Below are 19,828 nucleotides of genomic sequence, written 5' to 3' on the forward strand. Positions count from 1 at the left end.
CCAACCTGAGGAGCCCGACTTGACCAGACTGGCCGTCGCCATGAGCCCGGAACGCGTTGCGGACGTCTGCAGCGCGGAGACCCGGCAACTGCTCGAAGAGCGGTTTGAGGTGGTCTGGTCGGGAGCCGACGTGTCCCGCTTGGAGGGCGCTGAAGTGGTTCTGACCAGCTGGGGTACGCCGCCGCTACCCGCCTCGCTCTGGTCTGCTGGCAACGGCCCGAAGGTTGTCGCGCACGCCGCCGGTTCGGTGAAACGACTCATCGACCCGGTGATCTTCAACCAGGGCGTGGCGGTGTTCTCCGCGGGTGGCCGGATCGCCTGGTCCGTTGGCGAATACTGCCTGGCCTCGATGCTGACGCTCGCCCGGCGCCTCCCCCAGTTCGACCAGGCCCTTCGAGGTGGCGCGTGGAAACCGTCCCACCTGCGCGGCATCGAACTGGCCGGGCAGTCGGTCGGCATTCTCGGCGCCAGCTCGACGGCCCGGGCGCTGATCACCCTGCTGAAGCCGTTCGGTTGCGACCTCGTCGTGTACGACCCGTACCTCGATGACGATCGGGCCCGAGCGCTGGGAGTTCGCACGGCCTCACTGGAAGAGACGTTGGCCTGCGCGTTCGTTTCCTTGCACGTGCCGGATGTGCCCGAAACGCGAGGCCTGGTGAGCCGGAAGCACCTTGAGGCGATGGCCGAGGGCACGATCGTGGTCAACTCGTCGCGTGGTCCGGCGATCGACCAGGAGGCCTTGCTCGAACAGGTCGTGGCGGGCCGGTTGTTCGCCGCGCTCGACGTGTTCGATCCGGAACCACCCGCGCTGGCGGACGCCGTACTGGCCGCGCCGAACCTGTTGATCAGCCCGCACATCGCCGGAGACACCGTGCAGGGTCATCTCGCGCTCACCGGCTATGTGCTGGCCGACGTACTCAAGTGGCTCGACAACGGGACATGCGGGCCGTCGTACGTCGATCCCGCCGCCTGGCCGATCGCGGCCTGACGCCATGTCCCGGATCAGGTCTTTGCAGGTTTTTGCCGTCGCGGTTCCGTTCGCGAAGGGATTCGTGCTCGGCAGCGGCGCCGTCGGCACGCCGGATCAGGCCGGCTCGGTCATCTTCGTGCGGCTGGTCACCGAGGACGGCGTGATCGGCTGGGGTGAGCAGCGGGCCTTACCGAGCTGGAGTTACGAGACGGCCGAAACGATCGCGGTGGTGATCAAGCGCCACCTCGAACCGATCCTGCTGGAACTCACGCCGTTCGACGTCGAGTTGTTCCACAGCCGCGCGAATCGGCGGTTGAGCCCGTCGGTCTCGAACGGCTTTCCGTTCGCCCGGGCCGCGGTCGACCTGGCCATGCACGACGCGGCGGGCAAACTCGCCGGCGTACCGGTGCATCAATTACTGGGCGGCCGGTTGCGGGACGCGATCCCGCTCTGCTCGGCGATCGGGGTGGACGAGCCGTCGGTCGTTCGCGAGCGCATGCTGCAGTCGTCGGACTACGCGGCCTACAAGGTCAAGATCTCCGGCCGCCCGGAAGCCGACGCAGCGGCCGTACGAGCCGCTTCGGAAGTTGCTGAGGGCAAGCAGATCTGGCTGGACGCAAACCAGTCGTACCGGCCTTCGGGCCTTCGGCAACTACTCGACTCGATCCGCGACATGCCGGGGATTCACAACGTGGAGCAGCCCGTGCCGAGTACGGACCTACTGGGCATGCGCCGAGTCCGCGCGATGACGGATCTGCCGATCGCCATCGACGAAGGCAGTTTCACCGCGAGCGATCTGGCCCGGGCGATCCAGGCCGACGCCGCCGATCTGGTCGTCGTGAAGATCTGCAAGGCGGGCGGAATTCGCAACGCCCTGAAGACCGCCCAGGTCGCGACGGCCAACGGGATGGAGATCCTGGCAAGCGGACTGACCGACTGCGGCGTCGGATTCGCGGCCGCGTTGCACCTCTTCAGCCAGCTGGAACTCGCCTTGCCGGCCGAACTGAACGGGCCCGAACTACTGGCCGACCTGTACGTCGAAGGCCTGTCGATCACCAAGGCCATCGCCACCGTGCCAACCGCCCCCGGCCTCGGTGTAGAGGTCGACGAAGAACGCATCCGAGCCGAAGCGAAGGACCTGGTTTATGTCTGAGTTCTGCTGGTCCGTTTTCACCAAGCCCTGGTCGGAACTGCCCGGCGACGAACTCGGCAAACTGGTCGCCGGGCTCGGCTTCAACGGCGCGGAGATCCCCGTCCGCGATACCGCCTTCGTGACTCCCGCGACGGCCGTGCGGGTTCTGCCGACGTTTGTGGCACAGCTCCGCGACCATGGCGTCAGCCCGATCAGCATCGCCAGCGGCCTCGAGGAAGAGACCTTCGCGGCGTGCCAGGCGGCGGGCGTACCGATGATCCGGATCATGGCCGAGCTCGGGCCGGACGGTTACGCCTCCTCGGTACGGCGGATCCGCGCGCGCCTGGAGTCCGTCGTACCGCTCGCCCGGCAGTACGGCGTCCAGGTCGGCGTTCAACCGCATCACGGCCGGTTCGTCTCGTCGTCGCTGGGTGTACTCGCGCTGCTCGAAGGCCTCCCGCCCGAATACTTCAAGGTGGTCTGGGACGCCGCCCACGACGTACTGGCCGGCGACGATCCGCGCGTGACCCTGCCGCTGGTCGCGGACCGCCTCGGCATCGTCAATCTCAAGAACGTCATCTACCGCCAGGTCGAGCCCGCCCGTGGTTGTCTTGGTGGAGCGTGGAAGCCGTGGTTCGTCGAAGGGCCCGACGGGCTTTCCGACTGGGCCGCCGTACTCGCGACGCTGGCCGAGCTCGGCTATGCCGGACCGGTCTGCCTTACCGGCCAATACTCCGACCCGGCCGTCCCGGTCGAAAGCCGCCTGGCGCAGGATCTCGCTCGTGCGCGTGGGCTGGTCACGGATTGACCAGGGACTGGAGGGCCGGGGCATAGAGGTCGGCGATCTGTTCGGGAGTGGCCGTGGCGGCAGGGCCTTGCTTGTCGATGGCCATCACGGCGCCGAGACCTAGGAGTTGAGCCGCGAAGAGTTCGGCGCGGAGGTCCTTGGTTTGGCCTTGCAGGCGTTCGGCGACCTGGCTGATGACCTGGTCGCGGAAGCGTTCGCGCAGTAGTGCCCGTTCGTCGCCACTGCCCGCGGCGAAGACGACCCGGAGCAGGAGGTCCGAGTTGTGCCGGCGGCGGGAGCGGACCAGGGTCAGCACGGCGTGCCTGCCGAGTTGGTCGTTCGGCGCGTCCAGGAGTTGGGTGGCGGCCGTGCTGAAGTCGGCGACCGCGTCGAACAGCAGTTCCTTGCTGCCGAAGTGCTTGACGATCAGGGATGCGCTCACACCTGCGTCGGCGGCGATACCGCGCAACGTGACCGCGGCATACGGCTGAAGCGCAAAAGCCCGCCGCGCAGCAAGCAAGATCGCCGCCCGCCCGGTATCAACCACCGCAACCCGACCACCCGACCGCCCGGAACCGTGCTGATCTCCGGTAGTCCTCTGGTCTCCGGTGGCGTGCCGGTGGCCGGTGGTTCCCTGGTCTCCGGCGGCTTTGCTCACCGCCCCAGCATGCATGATTTCCGCCGATCCTGCCGACCCGGCGAGCCCTGCCAACCCGCGACCCAGTCGCGCCAACCCGCGCCGGATCCCTCGACGCCCAGCCGCACTGCACACACGCGTCCACTCGCGGTCAGAGCTGTTTGTTCCTCTGCCACGAGTGGGCGTGTGTGACGTTTTCTGCCTTGCCACGAGTGGGCGGTGCGGAGGTGGGTCAGCGGACGGGACCGGAACCGAGTTCGACGTTGGTGGTGTGTTGCTGGCCAGACTGGTCGGTCCAGGTGAGGTCGACCTTGTCGCCGGGTTTGTGCTGTTCGAGCAGGTTGGTCAGGCTTTCGGCCGAGTCGACGGTCTTGCCGCCGAGGCCGGTGATCGTGTCGCCCGCCTCGATACCCGCCTTGCCGGCCGCCCCGTCAGCCAGCACATCGCCAATCACCACACCCTGGCTCTGGCCCGCACCGGTCAGTACCGTGACGCCGAGCATCGCGGAACCACCCACGTGCACGGTGTCAGTGCTCTGGCCCGACTCGATCTGGTCCGCGATCGCCATCGCCTGATTGATCGGGATGGCGAACCCCTCGCCACTCTCAGCCGTACCAGCGGAGTCGGCGGTCTGGGACATGCCGCGACCGTTCTGCGGCTCTACCGAACCAGCGACGTCCACGCCGATGACCTGGCTGTTGTCGTCGACCAGCGGTCCGCCCGAGTCGCCGGGCTGGATGTTGGCGCTGGTCGCGATCAGACCGGTCAGCTGCTCCGGATCACCGCCGGACTGGTCGGTCGCGGTGATGTCCTGGTCGAGCGCGGTGACCTCGCCCGGCGCGTAGCTCGGCGTACCGCCCTTGCCTCCGGCGTTACCGACGCCGACCACCTTGTCCCCGACCTTGACGTCCGACGAGTCGCCGATCGCGGCCGTGGTGAGACCCGAGGCGTTCTGCAGTTTGAGTACCGCGATGTCGTGGGTGGCGTCGTATCCGGCCACCTGCGCGGTGTAGGTCTTACCGTTGCCGACGTTGGTCGCCGTGATCTGGGTGGCACCTTCGATCACGTGGTGGTTCGTGATCACCTCGCCGTCGGACGAGATCACGATGCCCGTACCGGCGCCACGCTCGCCCTGATATCCCAGCACGGTGTTGATGTTGACCAGGCCTGGCGAGATCGCGGCCGCTATAGCCGCCGGATCGGCCGACTTGGTCTGTACGGTCGTGAGCGAGGCGTTGCTCCGTACGGCGGTCCAAGTCACCGACGCGACCGCCAGCAGGATCGCGAGGGCGATCGCGCCGAAGGCCAGGGCGATCTTGTTCCGCCGCCGCACGGGCCCTTGCGGATAAGGCCCCCACTGCTGCTGCGGATGTACCGGCGCCGGCCCATACGTCGCATGGCCGTACTGCGCCCCGTACCCGCCGTACGACGCCTGAGGCTGGTACGGCGGCTGCGGGTGGTTAGGCGGCTGCGGGTGGTTCGGCGGCTGCGGGTGGTTCGGCGCCGTCGGGTACTGCCAGTGCCGTGGGTCGTAGCCAGCGGGTGGTTGCTCTTTGCCCTGGTCTTCGAACTCGCTCATGTCCGGGTCTCCTTCGACGTTCTCCCGGTTCGAGTAGAGCGCGGCGAACTGAGAGGTTGTCCAAGGCAATCGGTGAATCAGCTGAGAAAACGCCCAAACCTCAACGAATACGGCAAATTCTCAGCCCGCTGTCAGCCAGTTCTTCCCGACCGCTCAGGTTCGCTGCTCACGAGCGGAGTTCGGCGACCGCCTCAGCCAGCAGTGCGACACCTTCCGGCACGGCCGCGGCTGTGAGCGAGCCGTAGCCGAAGACCAGCCCGGGCGGTCCAGCGGTCATCCGGTAAGGCCCGAGCGGATACACGCCCAGCCCGCGGTCGAACGCGGCCGCCGCCAGCGCCTTCTCGTCGAGATCGCCCGGCAGGGAGGTGGTCAGGTGGAGGCCTGCGGAGATACCGCTCGGGCGCAGCTCCGGCAACTCCCTGGCCAAGGCATCAACGAGAGTGTCCCGCAGCTCGCGGTAGCGCGGGCGCATCCGCCGCAGGTGCCGGTCGAACTCACCCCGGGACACGAAGTCCGCGAAAGCCAGTTGATCGAGAGCCGCCGAGCCACGGTCGTCGGCGAGTTTCGCGGCGGCCATCGCCGGGACCAGGCGCGCCGGCACGATCAGCCAGCCGAGACGTAGACCCGGCGCGAGGGTTTTGCTGGCCGTACCGGCGTACACGACCTGGTCCGGCGCGAGGCCCTGGATCGCACCGATCGGCTCGCGGTCGTAGCGGTATTCCGCGTCGTAGTCGTCCTCGATGATCACCGCGTCCCGGCGGACCGCCCACGCGACCAGAGCGGCGCGCACCCCGGCGGAGGTGACAACCCCGGTCGGGAACTGGTGCGCGGCTGTGACGAGTACGGCGTCGGCGCCCGACCGTTCGAGCTGGCCGACATCGATCCCGTCGTCCCGAACCGGAACTCCGACAACCTCCAGCCCTTGGGCAGCAGCGACTCCGCGCAGTTCCCAGTCCGACGGGTCCTCGACCGCCAGGCGGCGATGGCCCGCGGCCGCGAGGACCTGCAGGACCAACCGCGAGCCCTGCGCGAACCCGTTGCAGATAAGGAGATTCGCGGGCCTGGCCGCCGTACCGCGGACGCGGTTGAGGTAGTCGGCCATCGCGAGCCGGAGTTCGTCCGCCCCGCGGCCGTCGAGATACGCGAGGCGGTCGTGCGGCGCCTCGGTAAGAACCTTGCGCAGTGATCGCAACCACGCGGCGCGCGGGAATTGCGAGACATCGGGCCGGCTGTACTTGAAGTCGATGCGCGGCGGTTGCTCCGCCTCCGGCAGCAGGCCATCCGCCGGGACAGCCCGTGCACTGCCGACGGCGTCCGGCGCGACCAGCGTGTATCCGCCGGTGCGGCTGATCAAGTAGCCCTCGGCAACCAACTGCTGGTACGCCTCGACCACTACGCCACGGGAGAGCCCTAGATCAGCGGCAAGTGCCCGGCTCGACGGTAACGCCGCGCCCGGACGCAACCGGCCATCGCGGATCCGGTCGCGGATACCCGCTTGAAGTTGCTGGTGCAGTGCCACACCGGAATTGCGGCGCAGCTCGACCAGCAGTTCGCCCGACGCGACGGATTCCACCATGCAGGCGAGCGTAGGGCCCTGCCGACGGGAACGCATCCCGTCGGCAGGGCCCTGGTGGTCGATCGATCAGACCAGCGCTTGCCAGTCGAGCACCGGCGCGGCCAGATCACGAATGGTCGCGAGCAGGCCAAGCCGGGCGGCCCGGAGGTCCTGGTCCTCGGCCATCACCAGGATCTCCTCGAAGAATGCCGTCACCGGGCCGGTCAGGATCGACGCAGCCGCGATGAAGTCCGCCAGACCGTACGGACCGGAGCCCAGCGCCTCGCGCACCTTCAGCACGGTCTGGTGCAGAGTCAGCTCGGCCGGTTCCGTCAGCTTCTCGGCGTCGTACGACGCGTCGGTGCCGGCGGGCACGATGCGACGGGTCCGCTGCAGGCCCGCCACCAATTCGGCGAAGGCCTCGCTGCCGGTCTGCCGCTTGAGCTCGGCGAGCGTCTCGTCCGCGACCACGGGCGCGTTGGCCAGGAACAGCACGGCCGCCACCTGGTGCGGGTCGCTGCCCTGGTCAAGCAACTGCTGCTCGTACCGCCGGACGGTGAAGTCCGCCATCTCGGCAAGCGACTCGTCCGGCACCTCGATGCCCTGGGCAACGATCTGACCGGCAGCGGCGGAAAGCCCCGCAGGCAGGGTGATCGCGCGCAGCTCCGGGTGGTCGCGCAGAATCGCGACCACACCGGCCGCGGCACGGCGCAGACCGAACGGGTCGGAACTACCGGTCGGGGTGGCGCCGACCGCGAACAGCCCGGCCAGCAGGTCGAACCGGTCCGCCAGCGCGAGCAGCGCTCCGGCCGTCGTCACCGGCGTCGGGTCACCGGCCGAACGCGGCAGCTCCATGTCGAACAGCGCCTGCGCGACCGCTTCGGTCTCCCCGGCGCGACGTGCGTACTCGCGGGCCATCGTGCCGGCCAGGCTGGTCAGCTCGACCACCATCTGCGAACCGAGGTCGAACTTCGCCAACTCGGCCGCACGGCGCAGGGTGACCAGGTCGTCCGCGCCGAGCCCAGCCGTCTCGGCCAGTGCCAGCGCGATCGCGCCGATGCGCTGAGCGCGCTGCGCCATCGAACCGAGCCGCTCCTCGAACGCGAGCTTGTCCAGCTCGGCCTTCATCGCCTCGGGCGTGGTCTCCAGGTCGGCCCGCCAGAAGAAGGCGGCGTCCTCGTAGCGAGCGCGCAGCACGGCTTCGTTGCCCGCGCGCACGGTCGCCTCGTCGATCGAGCCGTTGGCCACCGCGACGAAGTGCGGCAGCAGTCCGCCGTTGGCGTCGCGCACCGGCAGGTACCGCTGGTGCTTGCGCATCACCGTGGTCAGGATCTCCGGCGGCAGCGACAGGTAGTCGGCCGAGAATCCGCCGAGCACCGCCGTCGGCTCCTCGACCAGGTTGACGATCTGGTCCACCAGAGCCGACTCGCCCCCGGCGTCGACCACACCGTCAACGGTCGCGGCCAGCCGGCTCGCGTCCGCGAGGATCCGCGTACGGCGAACGTCCGCGTCGGCCTCGATGCCGTGCTCGCGCAGCAGTTCGAGGTAGGCGTCCGCGGAGGCGATCTCGATCTCCGGCTGGGCCGCCACGCGGTGCACCCGCGTCACCCGGCCGGCGGCGAGGCTGCCCACCGACAACGGCACGGGCTGGTCACCGAGCAGCGCGACCAGCCAGCGGACCGAGCGGGTGAACGACAGCTTCGGGTCGTTCCAGCGCATGTTCTTGTCCGAGCGCAGACCCGTGACGACCTCGGCGAGTACGCCGCTGAGCACCTCGAGCGCACCCCGGCCGTGATCGGCCTTGGTCACACCGACGTACTGCACGCCGTCCACGTCGATGTCGTGCAGCTCGCTCACGTCGACACCCTGGCCACGGGCGAAACCGGCCGCGGCCTTGGTGACGTTGCCGTCGGCGTCGAACGCGGCCGCCTTCTTCGGGCCGCGAACCACGCGCTGCGCGTCCGGCTCGGCCGGCTGTACGGCGTCGACCAAGGCGATCACCCGGCGCGGGGTGGCGAAAGTGGTGACGGCGCCGTGGCCGAGGCGGGTGGCGGCAAGCTTCTCGGTGAGGGCCTTGCGCAACGCGTCGGCGGTCTTGGTCACCTCGCTCGGCGGCAGCTCCTCAGTGCCGAGCTCGAACAGCAGCCGGCGTTCGCCCTCGACGATCGGGAACTCCGTCGGCACCGGCGCGAGGGCCGGCAGGTCGGCGACACCCAGCGGGTGCTCCAGCTCGGTCCGGCGCTCGGCCCACAGCTGGGCGACCTCCCGGGCCAGGCCGCGCATCCGGCCGAAGGCCTTCGCGCGCTCCGTCGTACTGACCGCGCCACGGGCGTCGAGCACGTTGAACGTGTGCGAGCAACGCAGTACGTAGGTGTGCGCCGGAACCGGCAGCCGGGCGTCGAGCATCCGCCGGGCCTCGGTCGCGTACTCCTCGAAGAGGCGCTTCTGGCCTTCGACATCCGCGTCGTCGAGGTAGTAGCGGCTCATCTCGTACTCGGCCTGGCCGAACGCCTCGCCGTAGCTGATGCCCGGCGCGTAGGCGATCTCCTTGAAGTGGCTGACGCCCTGCAGGGCCATCATGATGCGCTCGACGCCGTAGGTGATCTCCACCGACACCGGGTCGAGCGACATGCCACCGGCCTGCTGGAAGTACGTGAACTGGGTGATCTCCAGCCCGTCCAGCCAGACCTCCCAGCCCAGACCCCAGGACCCGGTGGCCGGGTTCGCCCAGTTGTCCTCGACGAAGCGAACGTCGTGCGCGTGGATGTCGATGCCGAGCGCCGTCAGGCTCTCCAGGAACAGCTCCTGGGGGTTACCCGGGTCCGGCTTGAGCACCACCTGGAACTGGGTGTGCGTCTGCAGCCGGTTCGGGTTCTCGCCGTAGCGGGCGTCGTCCGGCCGGACACTGGGCTCGACATACGCCACCTTCCACGGCTCGGGACCGAGCACGCGCAGAATGGTCGCCGGGTTCAGCGTGCCGGCGCCGACCTCGGTGTTGAAGGGCTGCACGATCATGCAGCCTCGGTCGGTCCAGTATTTTGTCAACGCCAGCAACGCGTCCTGCATGGTGAGCACTACGAAACCTCGCGGGGAAGTAAGCCGGAAACCTGAAAGGCGAAGTCTATTCGCCTCAACCGGCACCGCGAACCACGCTCAGCTCAGGCCGCTGCGCGCTCAGGTACCGGTGGGGCCTGCGTGGCCTGCGGTACCAGCAGACGAGTGGCCGAGTAGAGCACTCCCAGCAGTACCAGGACCGCGAGAACCGGGAGAACCGTCGTGCTCGGGAAGGCCAGCAGGGCCAGACCGATCGCCAGCACCGGAAGCGACAACCCGCTGTAGCCGACCAGGAAATCGCGGCCAGAACCTCGCCCCGCGATTCGGGCTTGGCCAGCAAGGCGGCCGTCGCGACCGACGTACGGAACGCGACCGACATACGGAAGACGAGGCCCACGCCCGCACCGGCGACGATCCCGCCCGCGACGAAAATGGCCAGATTCGGCCAGATCACCGCGGCCGCGATGGCGATCAGGCCGAACGACATCAGCGCGGTTCCGAGCTTGAGCTGGTCACGCACGGTCAGGCCCGACAGCACGATCTGGCCCAGCGCGACGGCGGCGAAGAAGGTGCCGCGGGATTCACGCGGTACGGCGACCCGCTGCGGGCGATACGGCACGCGCTCGGCGGGCGGTGTCACCGCTTCCGGAAGGTAGAGGCTGGCCATCACTCCGAAGGCGTAGGCGGCAAAAACCACCGTCACGGTGAACGTGCTGAAGCCGTCGCGCTGCTGGTAGAGCGCGGCAGGGTGGAGAACGCCATGGTGGTGCAGAAGGCGGCGCCCACGATCCAGGAGCCGGCCGTCGGTTTGAGCTTGGTAGTCACGCTTCAACTCTTGCTCCGGTCGCTCATCGAGTCCAACGGGCGCCTGCCACGAACGTCATCCCGAGGTTCAGTTGCACCTGACGGCCTCACCCGAGGGATCGACCGGGCTCGCGGAGGATCTGCGTCGGAGCCGGCTCGACCTCGCGTTCATCGGTTTGCCGGACTCGGAGCTGGTCGGGCTGGAGGTGGACCCGATCTTGGCGATGCCGTTCGTCGCGCTGGTTCCGGCCCGGCACGGGTTGGCCTCACAGGCGGAAATCGCGCTGGCGGAGCTGGCCGACGAGTCGTTTGTCGACACCCTGCGCGGGTTCGGCAACCGGCTGATGGTGGATCGCGCGTACGAGGCGATCGGGCGCCCGCGCCGGGTCACGGTCGAGGGACCGGATCTGCCCAGCGTGCCGGCGTACGTGGCGGCGGGTCTTGGGGTCGCGGTCGTACCGCGGGTCGAGATCGAGCCGGGTACGAACGTGGTGTCCGTGCCGCTGGCCGGCGAACCACTGACCTGGAGCCTGTACGCCGCGACGGCCCGCGGGCGACGCCGGAGCCGCCCGGTCGAGGCGCTACTCGAACTGCTCGACGACTACATCAACCGCGACCACGGGTTCTTCGCCTGACTTCTGGCGGCGGGTTGGGACCGGCGTGCGGGTGAGATCGGCCGCGATCACCAGCTCACCGTCGAACTCCGCGGCCGCCTCGCGCCGGAAGGCCTCCGGGTCGTCGTACCGCTGGGAGAAGTGGGTCAGCACCAGCTTCCGCACCCCGCACTCCCTCGCGACCCGTGCAGCCTGGCGGGCGGTGAGATGCCCGTACGCCGTCGCGTGGCCCTGCTCGGAACTGAGGAAGGTGGACTCGATCACCAGCAGATCGGCGCCTTCCGCGAGCTGGAAGACGTTGTCGCACAGCCGGGTATCCATCACGAACGCGAACCGCTGGCCCGGTCGCGGCGTACTCACCTGGTCGAGTGTCACCACCCGCCCGCCGAACTCCAACCGGCCCTCGCGCTGGATCCGCCCGACGTCCGGTCCGGCCACGCCGTACTCGCGCAGCGCCGCGGGCAGCATCCGCACGCCGTCGGGTTCCACAAGTTGGTAGCCGAAGGCCTCGACCGGGTGTTCCAGCCGTCGCGCCGTCAGCACGCCGAAGTCACCCGCCGCGACTGGACCGTCGTCGTACGCCGGTTCCTCGGCGATCTCGGCCACCTCGTAGAAGGAGCTGGCGTGCCGCAATCGGGCGAAGTACTCCTGACCGGAGGCTGGGTAGTGCGCGTGCACCGTGTGCGGGACGCGATCGAGGGAGAGGCGTTGGACCACCCCGGGCAGGCCGAGGCAGTGGTCGCCGTGGAAGTGCGTCACGCAGATCCGGGTGATCGCTCCCGCGGGTAGACCCGCGAACAGCATCTGCCGCTGCGTACCTTCACCGGGATCGAACAGGAGGCCCTCGTCATCCCAACGCAGGAAGTACCCGTTCTGGCTGCGAGTCCGCGACGGCACCTGGCTCCCCGTCCCCAACACCACCAACTCCCGAGCCACGCCCCGACCCTAACCCTTCTCTAGGTAGGCTGCCGGTATGACGACTCCCGTCCATGCCGCTGTCATTTACTGACGCCGGTCCGTGCCGCGGCTGAGCCGGCCGCCGCACCTTCCTGCCCGCAGTCACCTTGCCCCGGTGCGCCCTCCGCGCGACCGGGCACTTGCGCATGGACGGACCCTTGTCTCAGTTCTCCTTTTCTTCGCTGGTCTCTTTCCGTGAAACCGTTGCCGTGGACGACAAAATCACTGCCACGGCTGCCTACCGATTAGCCGCCCGCCGTACGGCGTTGCTGTGGCGCGGCGACTTCCACAACGCCCGGCAACTGCTCGCCGCGATGGCCCGGCGCCTTCCGGACGGGCCCGTGCGGTCCTTCGCCGATCATCGCGAACGTCAGTCGCATCGGGCCCGGGTCCTCGGTCGCCTGCTCATCCCGATCGAGCCTGGTTATGTCGTACCGCTGCGGCGTGCGCCCGACGTACGGCAGGCCTGCCTCGACGCGTACGGGCCGCTCGACCAACCGGCGGCCATCCCGCTGCGTGACCTGCTCGGGTTGATCGGCGCACACCAATGGCGCCTGCGCGGCGTGCCGGTAGCCGCGCTCGACGGGCGGATTCACCCACATTTCGGGGTTTTCGCACCGGTTCGTGGCGAGTACGTCGATCTGGTGGCGGCCATGCCATTGCCCCAGGCAACTTCCGCGATCGACCTGGGAACCGGCACCGGGGTGCTTGCGGCGGTGCTGGCCCGTCGGGGCGTGGCGCGGGTAATCGCGTCGGATGTTGATCCACGGGCGCTCGCATGTGCCCGGGACAACCTGGAACGGCTCGGCCTGGCGGATCGGGTCGAGGTCGTGCGGGCCGATCTGTATCCACCTGGCCGAGCGGATCTTGTCGTCTGCAATCCGCCGTGGTTGCCGGGTGAGCCGATCTCGGCACTGGATCACGCTGTTTACGACCCGGGAAGCCGAATGCTGCGAGGGTTCCTCGACGGTCTGGGTGAGCGAGGTGGCGAGGGCCGGCTGATTCTCTCGGATCTCGCGGAACACCTCGGTCTCAGGAGTCGCCAGGAGTTGCTGGAGTGGATCGCCGACGCCGGTCTGCGGGTGGCCGACCGGCGCGACACCCGGCCGCGGCACCCCCGGTCAGGTAACCCACACGACCCACTCCACGCCGCCCGCTCGGCGGAGATCGTCTCCCTCTGGCGCCTGCTTCCCCGCTAACTCCTGCATTCGTCGGTCCGAATCTCACCTCTCCCAGAGCGGATCCGTAGCGATTCGCTGTGCTGGGAGAGCGGATTCGGACCGACGAATGCGCGCAGGGCTACTGCGGGCGGATGACGCCGCTGCCTAGGCCACCGTCGACTACCAGGCGGGAGCCGGTGGTGAAGGTGGCGTCGAAGGCGAGGTAGAGAACCGCTGCCGCGACCTCTTCCGTCGTACCGTGCCGCTGCATCGGGGTCATTTCGTCGCCGAGGACGCGGAAGGCCTGCCGGTCGGCCTCGGCCAATCCGGCGATGCCCATCGTCGGGGTGTCGATGAAGCCCGGGCTGACCACGTTGACCCGGATGTCGCGGACCACCAGTGCGCTCGCGATGCCCTTGGCCATCGCGACCAGCGCCGCCTTCGTACCGCCGTACACGGTCATCGTGGTGTCGCCGCCCTCGTCCGCGATCGACGAGGTGAAAACGATCGAGCCACCATTGCGTACCAGCGGCGCGAGGCGCTGGGTGGTGAAGAACGCGCCCTTGGTGTTGACCGCGAAGCTCCGGTCGTACGCGTCCTCGGTGACCTGGCCGAACGGTTCCAGCACGCAGATTCCGACGTTCACGAACAGCAGGTCGATCGAGCCGAGTCGCTGGTCCACCTCGGACCCGAGCGCCTCGATATCGGCCATGCTGGTGGCGTCGGACCGCAGCACGTGCACGGCCTGGGCGGTCAGCTCGCTGCGGGTCTTCTCCAGGTTGCGCTCGTCGCGCCCGGTCAGCAGTACCTCCGCGCCACCGTCGAGCAGCCGCTTGACGACCGCAAGGCCCATCCCGTGCGTACCGCCGATGACGACGGCTTTCTTACCCTCGAAACGGGTCATCGGTTCAGCATCTCCTTCAGTTCAAGGCCCTTGGCGTCCGGGCCGATCAGTTGCCGCAATGGCGTGGTCAGGTGGCTCAGCAGTTCGGGATCGACGCCCTGGTCATTGCTGGTGGCAACGATGTTGCCGACCGCGACGATCTGCATGTCGGATGGGGAATCGTCGGTGATCGAGTCGAGCACGCCGGTCATCGCGACCAGCCAGGGCGCCAGCAGCGAGGTGATGAACTCGCTCGGGTCCATCCCGGCCGACTCGGCCAGCGCGACCGAGTGGGCGGCGCCGCCGAACATGCCGTACATGCCGCTCAGCAGGGACAGGTCGATCAACGCCGCGAGGCCGGCGTCCTCGCCGAGGTAGCGGGTGGCACCCAACTCAGCGAGCAGGGATTCGTAGCGCTCGAACCCGGCCTGGGAGCCGCTGTAGAGCACGAAGGCGCCCGGCTCGCCGATCATCGGCGGTACGGCCATGATGCCGCCGTCGACGTACTCGCCGTCATGCAGCTTGGCCAGTTCCCGCGCCTGTGCCGGCGTGCCGTTCGTCAAGTTGATCAAGGTCCGCCCGCCCCGGGTGTCCCAGGAACCCTCCAGTAGGGCTTCCAACGTCGGGTAGTCGAGTACGCACGCAACCACCACCGGTGAGGCCGCAAGGGCTTCCTGCAGGTCTTGAGCCCGGACAGCCCCTTGAGCGACCAGGTCGTCGGCCTTACCGGGCGTGCGGTTCCACACGGTCACCTGGTGGCCGTTGGCGAGGAAAGCGGCAGCAAGCGCGTGCCCCATCGAACCGAGACCAAGCACCGTCACATCGGTCTTACTCACAGAAGGTCCTCCCTGTTCTTGTTGGTCCTACTCTGCGATCGGCCGCTCTAGGTCTTCTCTAGATCTGCTCCCGGGTACGGTGGACTAGTGCGTTTCGGGGTGCTTGGTCCGCTGCAGGTCTGGTCCTCGACCGGCAAGCCCGGCACCATCCGCGAGACCAAGGTGCGGGCCCTGCTCGCCTACCTGCTCTCGTACGACGGAAGGCCCGTCCCGGCCGACCGGCTGATCGAAGACCTCTGGGGCGATCGCCTACCGGCCAACCCGGTCAGTACGCTGCAAACCCGGGTCTGGCAGCTTCGGAAGGCTCTGGAAGAGATCGAGCCGGGCGGTAAGGCGTTGGTGCTCTCCGGCCCGGCGGGATACGGACTAGCGGCTCCAGCCGTCGACAGCGAGGAATTCCGCGCACTGGTGGCCAAGGCCCGCGCGAATGGCGACCCGATGCTGCTGACCGAGGCACTCGCCTTGTGGCGCGGTACGGCGTACGAGGGGTTCGAGTTCGCCGAGGCGGTCCGGGCCCGGCTAGAGGAAGAACGGCTCGTCGCGCAGGAGGACCTGGCCGATGCCCGTCTCGCCCTTGGCCAACACCGAGAGCTCGTGAGCGAGCTAGGCGAACTGGTGACCCTCCACCCGCTTCGGGAACGCCTGCACGCGCTACATCTCCAGGCCCTCTACGGCGCCGGCAGGCAGGCCGAGGCGCTTGAGCGGTACGACGCGTTGCGGCGAAGGCTTGCGGACGAACTGGGGGTTGACCCGAGTCCGGAGCTCTCGGCCGTCTACCAAGCGGTGCTGCGGCAAGAGCCGACTCTGGCCACTCGTAGCCGGACCAACCTGCCCGAGCCGCTCACGGAATTGATAGGCCGCGACGAGGCGCTTGCGACGGTCAAGCACCTACTCACGACAAACCGACTTGTGACGCTTACAGGCTCGGGAGGCGTAGGTAAGACCCGGATGGCGCTAGAGGCGGCGCGGCAGGTTGCGGCGGGGTATCCGGATGGCGCTTGGCTGGTCGAACTGGCCGGCACCGATTCCCCCGCGGAGGCTGTCGCGGCCGTGTTGTCGGTTCGCGATTCGTCGGATGAGCCGCTGGTTGACCGGTTGGCGCAAGGCCTGCACGGCAAGCGGATGCTGCTGGTCTTGGACAACTGCGAGCACCTGATCGAGCCTGTCGCGGAACTGGCCCGGGTACTGCTGGCGCGAGTGCCTGGACTCCGGATCCTCGCAACCAGCCAGGAGTCGTTGGCGGTGGACGGGGAACGCCTCTGGGCGGTGCCGCCGCTGGAGCTGGATTCGGCCGTTGAGCTGTTTACGGCCCGTGCTGCCTCCGCCGTGCCGGGTTTCGTCGCGGATGACGCTCAGGCCGTCGCGGCGATCTGCCAGCGGCTGGACGGCATTCCCCTCGCTCTGGAGCTTGCGGCCACTCGAGTTCGCGCCCTCGGCGTACGCGAACTTGCCGAGCGTTTGGACGATCGGTTCGGCCTGCTGGTCACCGGGAGGCGTGGAGCGCCCGCCAGGCAACAGACCCTGCGGGCGATGATCGACTGGAGTTGGGACCTCCTTACGGAGTCCGAGCGGATCGTGCTGCGCCGGCTCGCCGTACAGGCCGAAGGCTGCACGTTGGCCGCTGCAGAGGCCGTTTGCGCCGGGGACGGGATCAAGCCCAGCGACGTACTGGACCTCATATCCCGGCTGGTGGATCGCTCGCTGGTTGTAGCCGTCCCTACGGCCGATGGCCCCCGCTACCGATTACTCGAGTCCGTGACGGCGTACTGCCTTGAGCGGCTGGAGGAGCGTGCGACGGTCGAGGCCCGTCATCGGCGGTACTACCTGGATCTGGCGGTTGAGGCCGACACGAAACTTCGGGGCCACGACCAGCAGCTTTGGTTGTCCCGACTCGACGTAGAGACGGCCAACCTTCGTACGGCGCTTGAGTCGTCCATAGCGACGGGAGATGCCGAAACCGCGCTACGCCTCACTACGACGCTCGGGTGGTACTGGTTCGTCCGAGGCCGTCTTGGCGAGGCCCGGCGCTCACTAGCCCGCGCACTCGCGTTACCCGGGCCTACGGATGCCAAGGCGCTTGCAGGACTTTGGCGAGCCGCCTTCACGCTGCTGGTTCGGGACGGCGTTGACCCGGTTACAGCCGACCTGGACGACTTGTACGCCGCCGCGCGCGATCGAGGCCTTGCGGCGTTGGTACTCGGCTCAGCCCACCTTGGTTTCGGGGAGTCAACGGTTGCCGCGCGCTGGCTCGACCGAGCCGCCGGGGATTTCACCGAGAACGACCGCCACTGGGGTACGGCGACCATCGAGACTTACCGTGCCAGTGGCGCCCTAGTCGGCGGAGACCTCGCGCAGGCCCGGGAACTCGCTGCGCGCAGTACTGCGACCTTCCGCGAACTCGGCGAACGGTGGGGCCTGCTACGGGTGACGGAGGTCCTCGCCTTCCTAGCCGAAATTGGCGGCGACTACGCGGAGGCGACCCGCTTACACGAGGACGGCCTCTGCTACGCCCGGGAACTGGGCCTGTGGATCGAGGCGTCGTACGAGCTCTCAGGCCTCGGGCGGTTGGCCTTGCTGGCCGGTGACTTCGAAGCCGCCGACAACTTCCACCGCCAGGGGATGGACCTTGCGCGGGCCCAATCGCACCAGCGCGGCGTGCAGTTCGCCGAGGTAGGCCTAGGTCTTTCCGCCCGCCGGCAGGGTGAACTCGACCGTGCAGAGACGCATCTCCGCGCCTGGCTCGACTGGTGCCGCGAGTACGGCGGCGCGGCCGGAGTGGCGCTGATCCTCGCGGAACTCGGCTTCACCGCCGAACAACGCGGCGACGCGGATCAAGCCCGGGCCCTGCATACCGAAGGCCTCGCGGCTGCGAAGCAGGTGGGCGACCCACGCGCGATCGCCCTCGCTTACGAAGGCCTGGCCGGCGTGGAGTCTCTGACCGGCAATACCGCCGAGGCGCGTCGTCTGCTCGATAGGGCCGCCGCCCTCCGGGACTCGGTCGGCGCGCCTCTTCCCGAAGGGGAACGCTTCGACCTCAACCGCATCACCGCCCGGCTCTAGCTGGCCCAGGTCCCCGGGGCGTGTGGCGGCAGCTGGAGATCTGCCAGCACGCCGAAGTGGTCGCTCGCCCAGACACCGTTCACGGGTTGGTCAAAGACGTGGCGGCAGTCGGCGACATCCAGCAGCGGGCCATGCGAACCACTCCGGATCAGGATGTGGTCGATCCGGCGGCCACGCTCCATCGGCATCTGGCCGCTGGCGACCAGCGGATTACGTGGCGTGAACGTATGCCCTGGTTCGCCCGGGTGGATCGCCTCCCAAGCGTCTTCGTACCGAACGCTGGTTCCGGCCAGGGACTGTTTGCCGGTGAGGAACCGAAGGCTCGCCGAATCCGGAGCCGCGTTGAAGTCACCAAGCAGTATCACCGGGCGATCCGCGACGAGGTCCTCGATGAATCGCGCGGTGGCGAGTGCCTGCTTCTCCCGGACATGTTCGAGGTGAAGCTCGTAGGTGCCTCGATGGTGCACGACCAGCACCGGGCCAACGGGAGGCGGCAGGAGTACCTCGACCGCCACGGCAGTCGCCCGCGGCTCGTCCACCGACCCGCCATCGGTGCCAGTGCCGGCCTCGATCGGCCGGTCCAGGGTGGCGACTCGGCCGAGCGGCCAACGGCTCGCCAGGCACTCCCCCGCCTGGTTCGGCGGGCCGGGCAGATCCACCACCGTGTACTCCGGTCCCAGCAGGTAGGCCGCCTGATCCGAGTCCGGCCCACGCGTGACTTCCTGCAGGGCGATCACGTCCGGGTTCAGCTCGGGCAGCGCCGCCCGAACCACCTCTTGCCGGGTCTTTCCGTCCGCATCCGTCACGGTCAGCAGGTTCAACGTGACCACCCGCAACCGCTCGCTTGTCGTCCTCATGCCTGCCCGGTAACCGATCCCGCCGCGGTCTACGCAAGTGCCCCGAAAAGACGGCCCGGGTGGACGGCTGAGGATCTAGGGTGCGGACATGAAGCTCTGGATCGCACCCGCCTTCTTCGTGGTGCTGTTCGCGGGCAACGCGGTCAGCAGCATCATCGAGGACCGGCCGGTGCGGGCAGCTCTGTACGGCATCGGCGCGATCGGGATGGTCTACGCCGTGACACTGGCTCGCGGCAAGGCAGCGCCGGTGGTTATGGGCCGACGGCAGATCATGCTGGCCGGTGGGCTCGTCACCGCGATGACGGCGGCGATGACAGTGGTCCTCGGCCGGATCCTGTTCGAAGCCACCGAAACGAACATCCGGCTGTTGATGACCGGCACGCTCATTGCGGTCTGGGGCATGACCATCGGCGCGCTGCTGTGGTACCGCAGCTCGCCGCGAAAAACCCAACACCAGTAGAAGAGGGATCCTGATGGACTGGAAGCTGGAACTGATCGCGGTGCCCGTGTCCGACGTGGACCGGGCCAAGGCGTTCTACAGCGAGCAGGTCGGCTTCAACGTCGACCACGATCACAAGGTCAGCGACGAGGTCCGCTTCGTGCAGCTGACTCCGCCGGGTTCGGCCTGCTCGATCTCGATCGGTACCGGCTTCAGCACCCAGGAGCCCGGCACCGCCCAAGGCCTGCAGATCGTCGTCGACGACGCTGACGCGGCCCGCCAGCACCTGCTGGACCGCGGCATCGAGGCCAGCGAGGTCCAGGAATTCCCCTGGGGCCGCTTCGTCTTCTTCAGCGACCCCGACGGCAACACCTGGGCCCTCCAGCAAATGCCCCAGCACTAACCCACCCCTCCGGCGTGTCACCGGACCCTTGTGACGCGGCGTGTCGCCGCTCATCGGACCCTTGTGACGCGGCGTGTCGCCGCTCATCGGACCCTTGTGAC

At 68.4% G+C, this 19,828-nt stretch carries 17 protein-coding genes and 1 pseudogene; 8 read left to right on the forward strand and 10 right to left on the reverse strand.

Going from position 1 to position 19,828, the window contains the following annotated elements; genetic code table 11:
• Positions 1-19 precede the first annotated feature (19 nt).
• Genes ACFFGN_RS27880 through ACFFGN_RS27890 form a run of 3 tightly spaced genes read left to right on the forward strand, consistent with a single transcriptional unit; the run spans position 20 to position 2,910 of the window.
• Entirely contained in the window at positions 20-988 is a 969-nt protein-coding gene (locus tag ACFFGN_RS27880; protein ID WP_380053211.1) for a hydroxyacid dehydrogenase, read from the forward strand.
• A gap of 4 nt (positions 989-992) precedes the next feature.
• On the forward strand, positions 993-2,123 hold the full coding sequence (locus tag ACFFGN_RS27885) for a mandelate racemase/muconate lactonizing enzyme family protein (protein WP_380053213.1): 1,131 nt from the start codon (positions 993-995) through the stop codon (positions 2,121-2,123).
• A complete protein-coding gene (locus ACFFGN_RS27890) occupies positions 2,116-2,910 on the forward strand; it encodes a sugar phosphate isomerase/epimerase family protein (protein ID WP_380053215.1) in 795 nt (264 codons plus the stop codon). Before ACFFGN_RS27885 ends, ACFFGN_RS27890 begins: the two co-directional genes overlap by 8 nt.
• On the opposite strand, the gene ACFFGN_RS27895 is transcribed toward ACFFGN_RS27890, so the two are convergent.
• The 5 genes from ACFFGN_RS27895 to ACFFGN_RS27915 form a co-directional block, all read right to left on the reverse strand.
• On the reverse strand, positions 2,900-3,436 hold the full coding sequence (locus ACFFGN_RS27895; protein ID WP_380053217.1) for a TetR/AcrR family transcriptional regulator: 537 nt from the start codon (positions 3,434-3,436) through the stop codon (positions 2,900-2,902). The genes ACFFGN_RS27890 and ACFFGN_RS27895 overlap by 11 nt on opposite strands.
• Positions 3,437-3,758: 322 nt before the next feature.
• Positions 3,759-5,105, reverse strand: a complete 1,347-nt coding sequence (locus tag ACFFGN_RS27900) for a S1C family serine protease (protein ID WP_380053219.1) — start codon at positions 5,103-5,105, stop codon at positions 3,759-3,761.
• Positions 5,106-5,271: 166 nt separating this feature from the next.
• Positions 5,272-6,681, reverse strand: coding sequence for a MocR-like pyridoxine biosynthesis transcription factor PdxR (pdxR, locus tag ACFFGN_RS27905; protein WP_380053221.1), 1,410 nt, complete (start codon positions 6,679-6,681; stop codon positions 5,272-5,274).
• A gap of 66 nt (positions 6,682-6,747) precedes the next feature.
• Positions 6,748-9,726, reverse strand: coding sequence for a glycine--tRNA ligase (locus tag ACFFGN_RS27910; protein ID WP_380053443.1), 2,979 nt, complete (start codon positions 9,724-9,726; stop codon positions 6,748-6,750).
• Positions 9,727-9,790: 64 nt separating this feature from the next.
• Positions 9,791-10,546 carry a hypothetical protein gene (locus ACFFGN_RS27915; RefSeq protein ID WP_380053223.1) on the reverse strand — a complete coding sequence of 252 codons (756 nt, stop codon included), beginning with the start codon at positions 10,544-10,546 and terminating at the stop codon, positions 9,791-9,793.
• Between the two features lie 64 nt (positions 10,547-10,610).
• Between ACFFGN_RS27915 and ACFFGN_RS27920 the strand changes: the two genes are divergently transcribed.
• On the forward strand, positions 10,611-11,153 hold the full coding sequence (locus ACFFGN_RS27920) for a LysR substrate-binding domain-containing protein (RefSeq protein ID WP_380053225.1): 543 nt from the start codon (positions 10,611-10,613) through the stop codon (positions 11,151-11,153).
• Here ACFFGN_RS27920 and ACFFGN_RS27925 read toward each other — a convergent pair.
• The gene (locus tag ACFFGN_RS27925) at positions 11,100-12,068 is read right to left on the reverse strand and encodes a ribonuclease Z (protein ID WP_380053227.1); all 969 of its coding nucleotides are present in this window, start codon (positions 12,066-12,068) and stop codon (positions 11,100-11,102) included. The genes ACFFGN_RS27920 and ACFFGN_RS27925 overlap by 54 nt on opposite strands.
• A gap of 230 nt (positions 12,069-12,298) precedes the next feature.
• On the opposite strand from ACFFGN_RS27925, the gene ACFFGN_RS27930 reads away from it, so the two are divergent.
• A complete protein-coding gene (locus ACFFGN_RS27930) occupies positions 12,299-13,288 on the forward strand; it encodes a methyltransferase (protein WP_380053229.1) in 990 nt (329 codons plus the stop codon).
• A gap of 100 nt (positions 13,289-13,388) precedes the next feature.
• Here the strand turns inward: ACFFGN_RS27930 and ACFFGN_RS27935 are convergent, their stop codons facing one another.
• The 3 genes and pseudogenes from ACFFGN_RS27935 to ACFFGN_RS27945 form a co-directional block, all read right to left on the reverse strand.
• Positions 13,389-14,153 carry an SDR family oxidoreductase gene (locus ACFFGN_RS27935; protein ID WP_380053231.1) on the reverse strand — a complete coding sequence of 255 codons (765 nt, stop codon included), beginning with the start codon at positions 14,151-14,153 and terminating at the stop codon, positions 13,389-13,391.
• On the reverse strand, positions 14,150-14,524 hold the full coding sequence (locus ACFFGN_RS27940) for an imine reductase family protein (RefSeq protein ID WP_380053446.1): 375 nt from the start codon (positions 14,522-14,524) through the stop codon (positions 14,150-14,152). The genes ACFFGN_RS27935 and ACFFGN_RS27940 overlap by 4 nt, the downstream gene beginning before the upstream one ends.
• Positions 14,525-14,977 (reverse strand): annotated as a pseudogene (locus ACFFGN_RS27945) (NAD(P)-dependent oxidoreductase); the annotation flags it as partial.
• A 78-nt stretch (positions 14,978-15,055) separates the two neighbouring features.
• Here ACFFGN_RS27945 and ACFFGN_RS27950 point away from each other — a divergent pair.
• Positions 15,056-18,028, forward strand: a complete 2,973-nt coding sequence (locus ACFFGN_RS27950) for an AfsR/SARP family transcriptional regulator (RefSeq protein ID WP_380053233.1) — start codon at positions 15,056-15,058, stop codon at positions 18,026-18,028.
• Here the strand turns inward: ACFFGN_RS27950 and ACFFGN_RS27955 are convergent.
• Positions 18,025-18,885 carry an endonuclease/exonuclease/phosphatase family protein gene (locus ACFFGN_RS27955; RefSeq protein WP_380053235.1) on the reverse strand — a complete coding sequence of 287 codons (861 nt, stop codon included), beginning with the start codon at positions 18,883-18,885 and terminating at the stop codon, positions 18,025-18,027. The genes ACFFGN_RS27950 and ACFFGN_RS27955 overlap by 4 nt on opposite strands.
• Before the next feature lie 88 nt (positions 18,886-18,973).
• On the opposite strand from ACFFGN_RS27955, the gene ACFFGN_RS27960 reads away from it, so the two are divergent.
• Both ACFFGN_RS27960 and ACFFGN_RS27965 read left to right on the forward strand, forming a co-directional pair.
• Positions 18,974-19,345 (forward strand): hypothetical protein, encoded by a 372-nt coding sequence (locus tag ACFFGN_RS27960; RefSeq protein WP_380053237.1) that lies wholly within the window; start codon positions 18,974-18,976, stop codon positions 19,343-19,345.
• A gap of 13 nt (positions 19,346-19,358) precedes the next feature.
• Complete coding sequence (locus tag ACFFGN_RS27965) at positions 19,359-19,727, forward strand: VOC family protein (protein WP_380053239.1); 369 nt, start codon at positions 19,359-19,361, stop codon at positions 19,725-19,727.
• The last annotated feature ends 101 nt before the right edge of the window (positions 19,728-19,828 follow it).

The sequence above is a fragment of the Kribbella deserti genome (assembly GCF_042434725.1).
GTDB classification, from domain to species: Bacteria; Actinomycetota; Actinomycetes; order Propionibacteriales; family Kribbellaceae; genus Kribbella; species Kribbella deserti.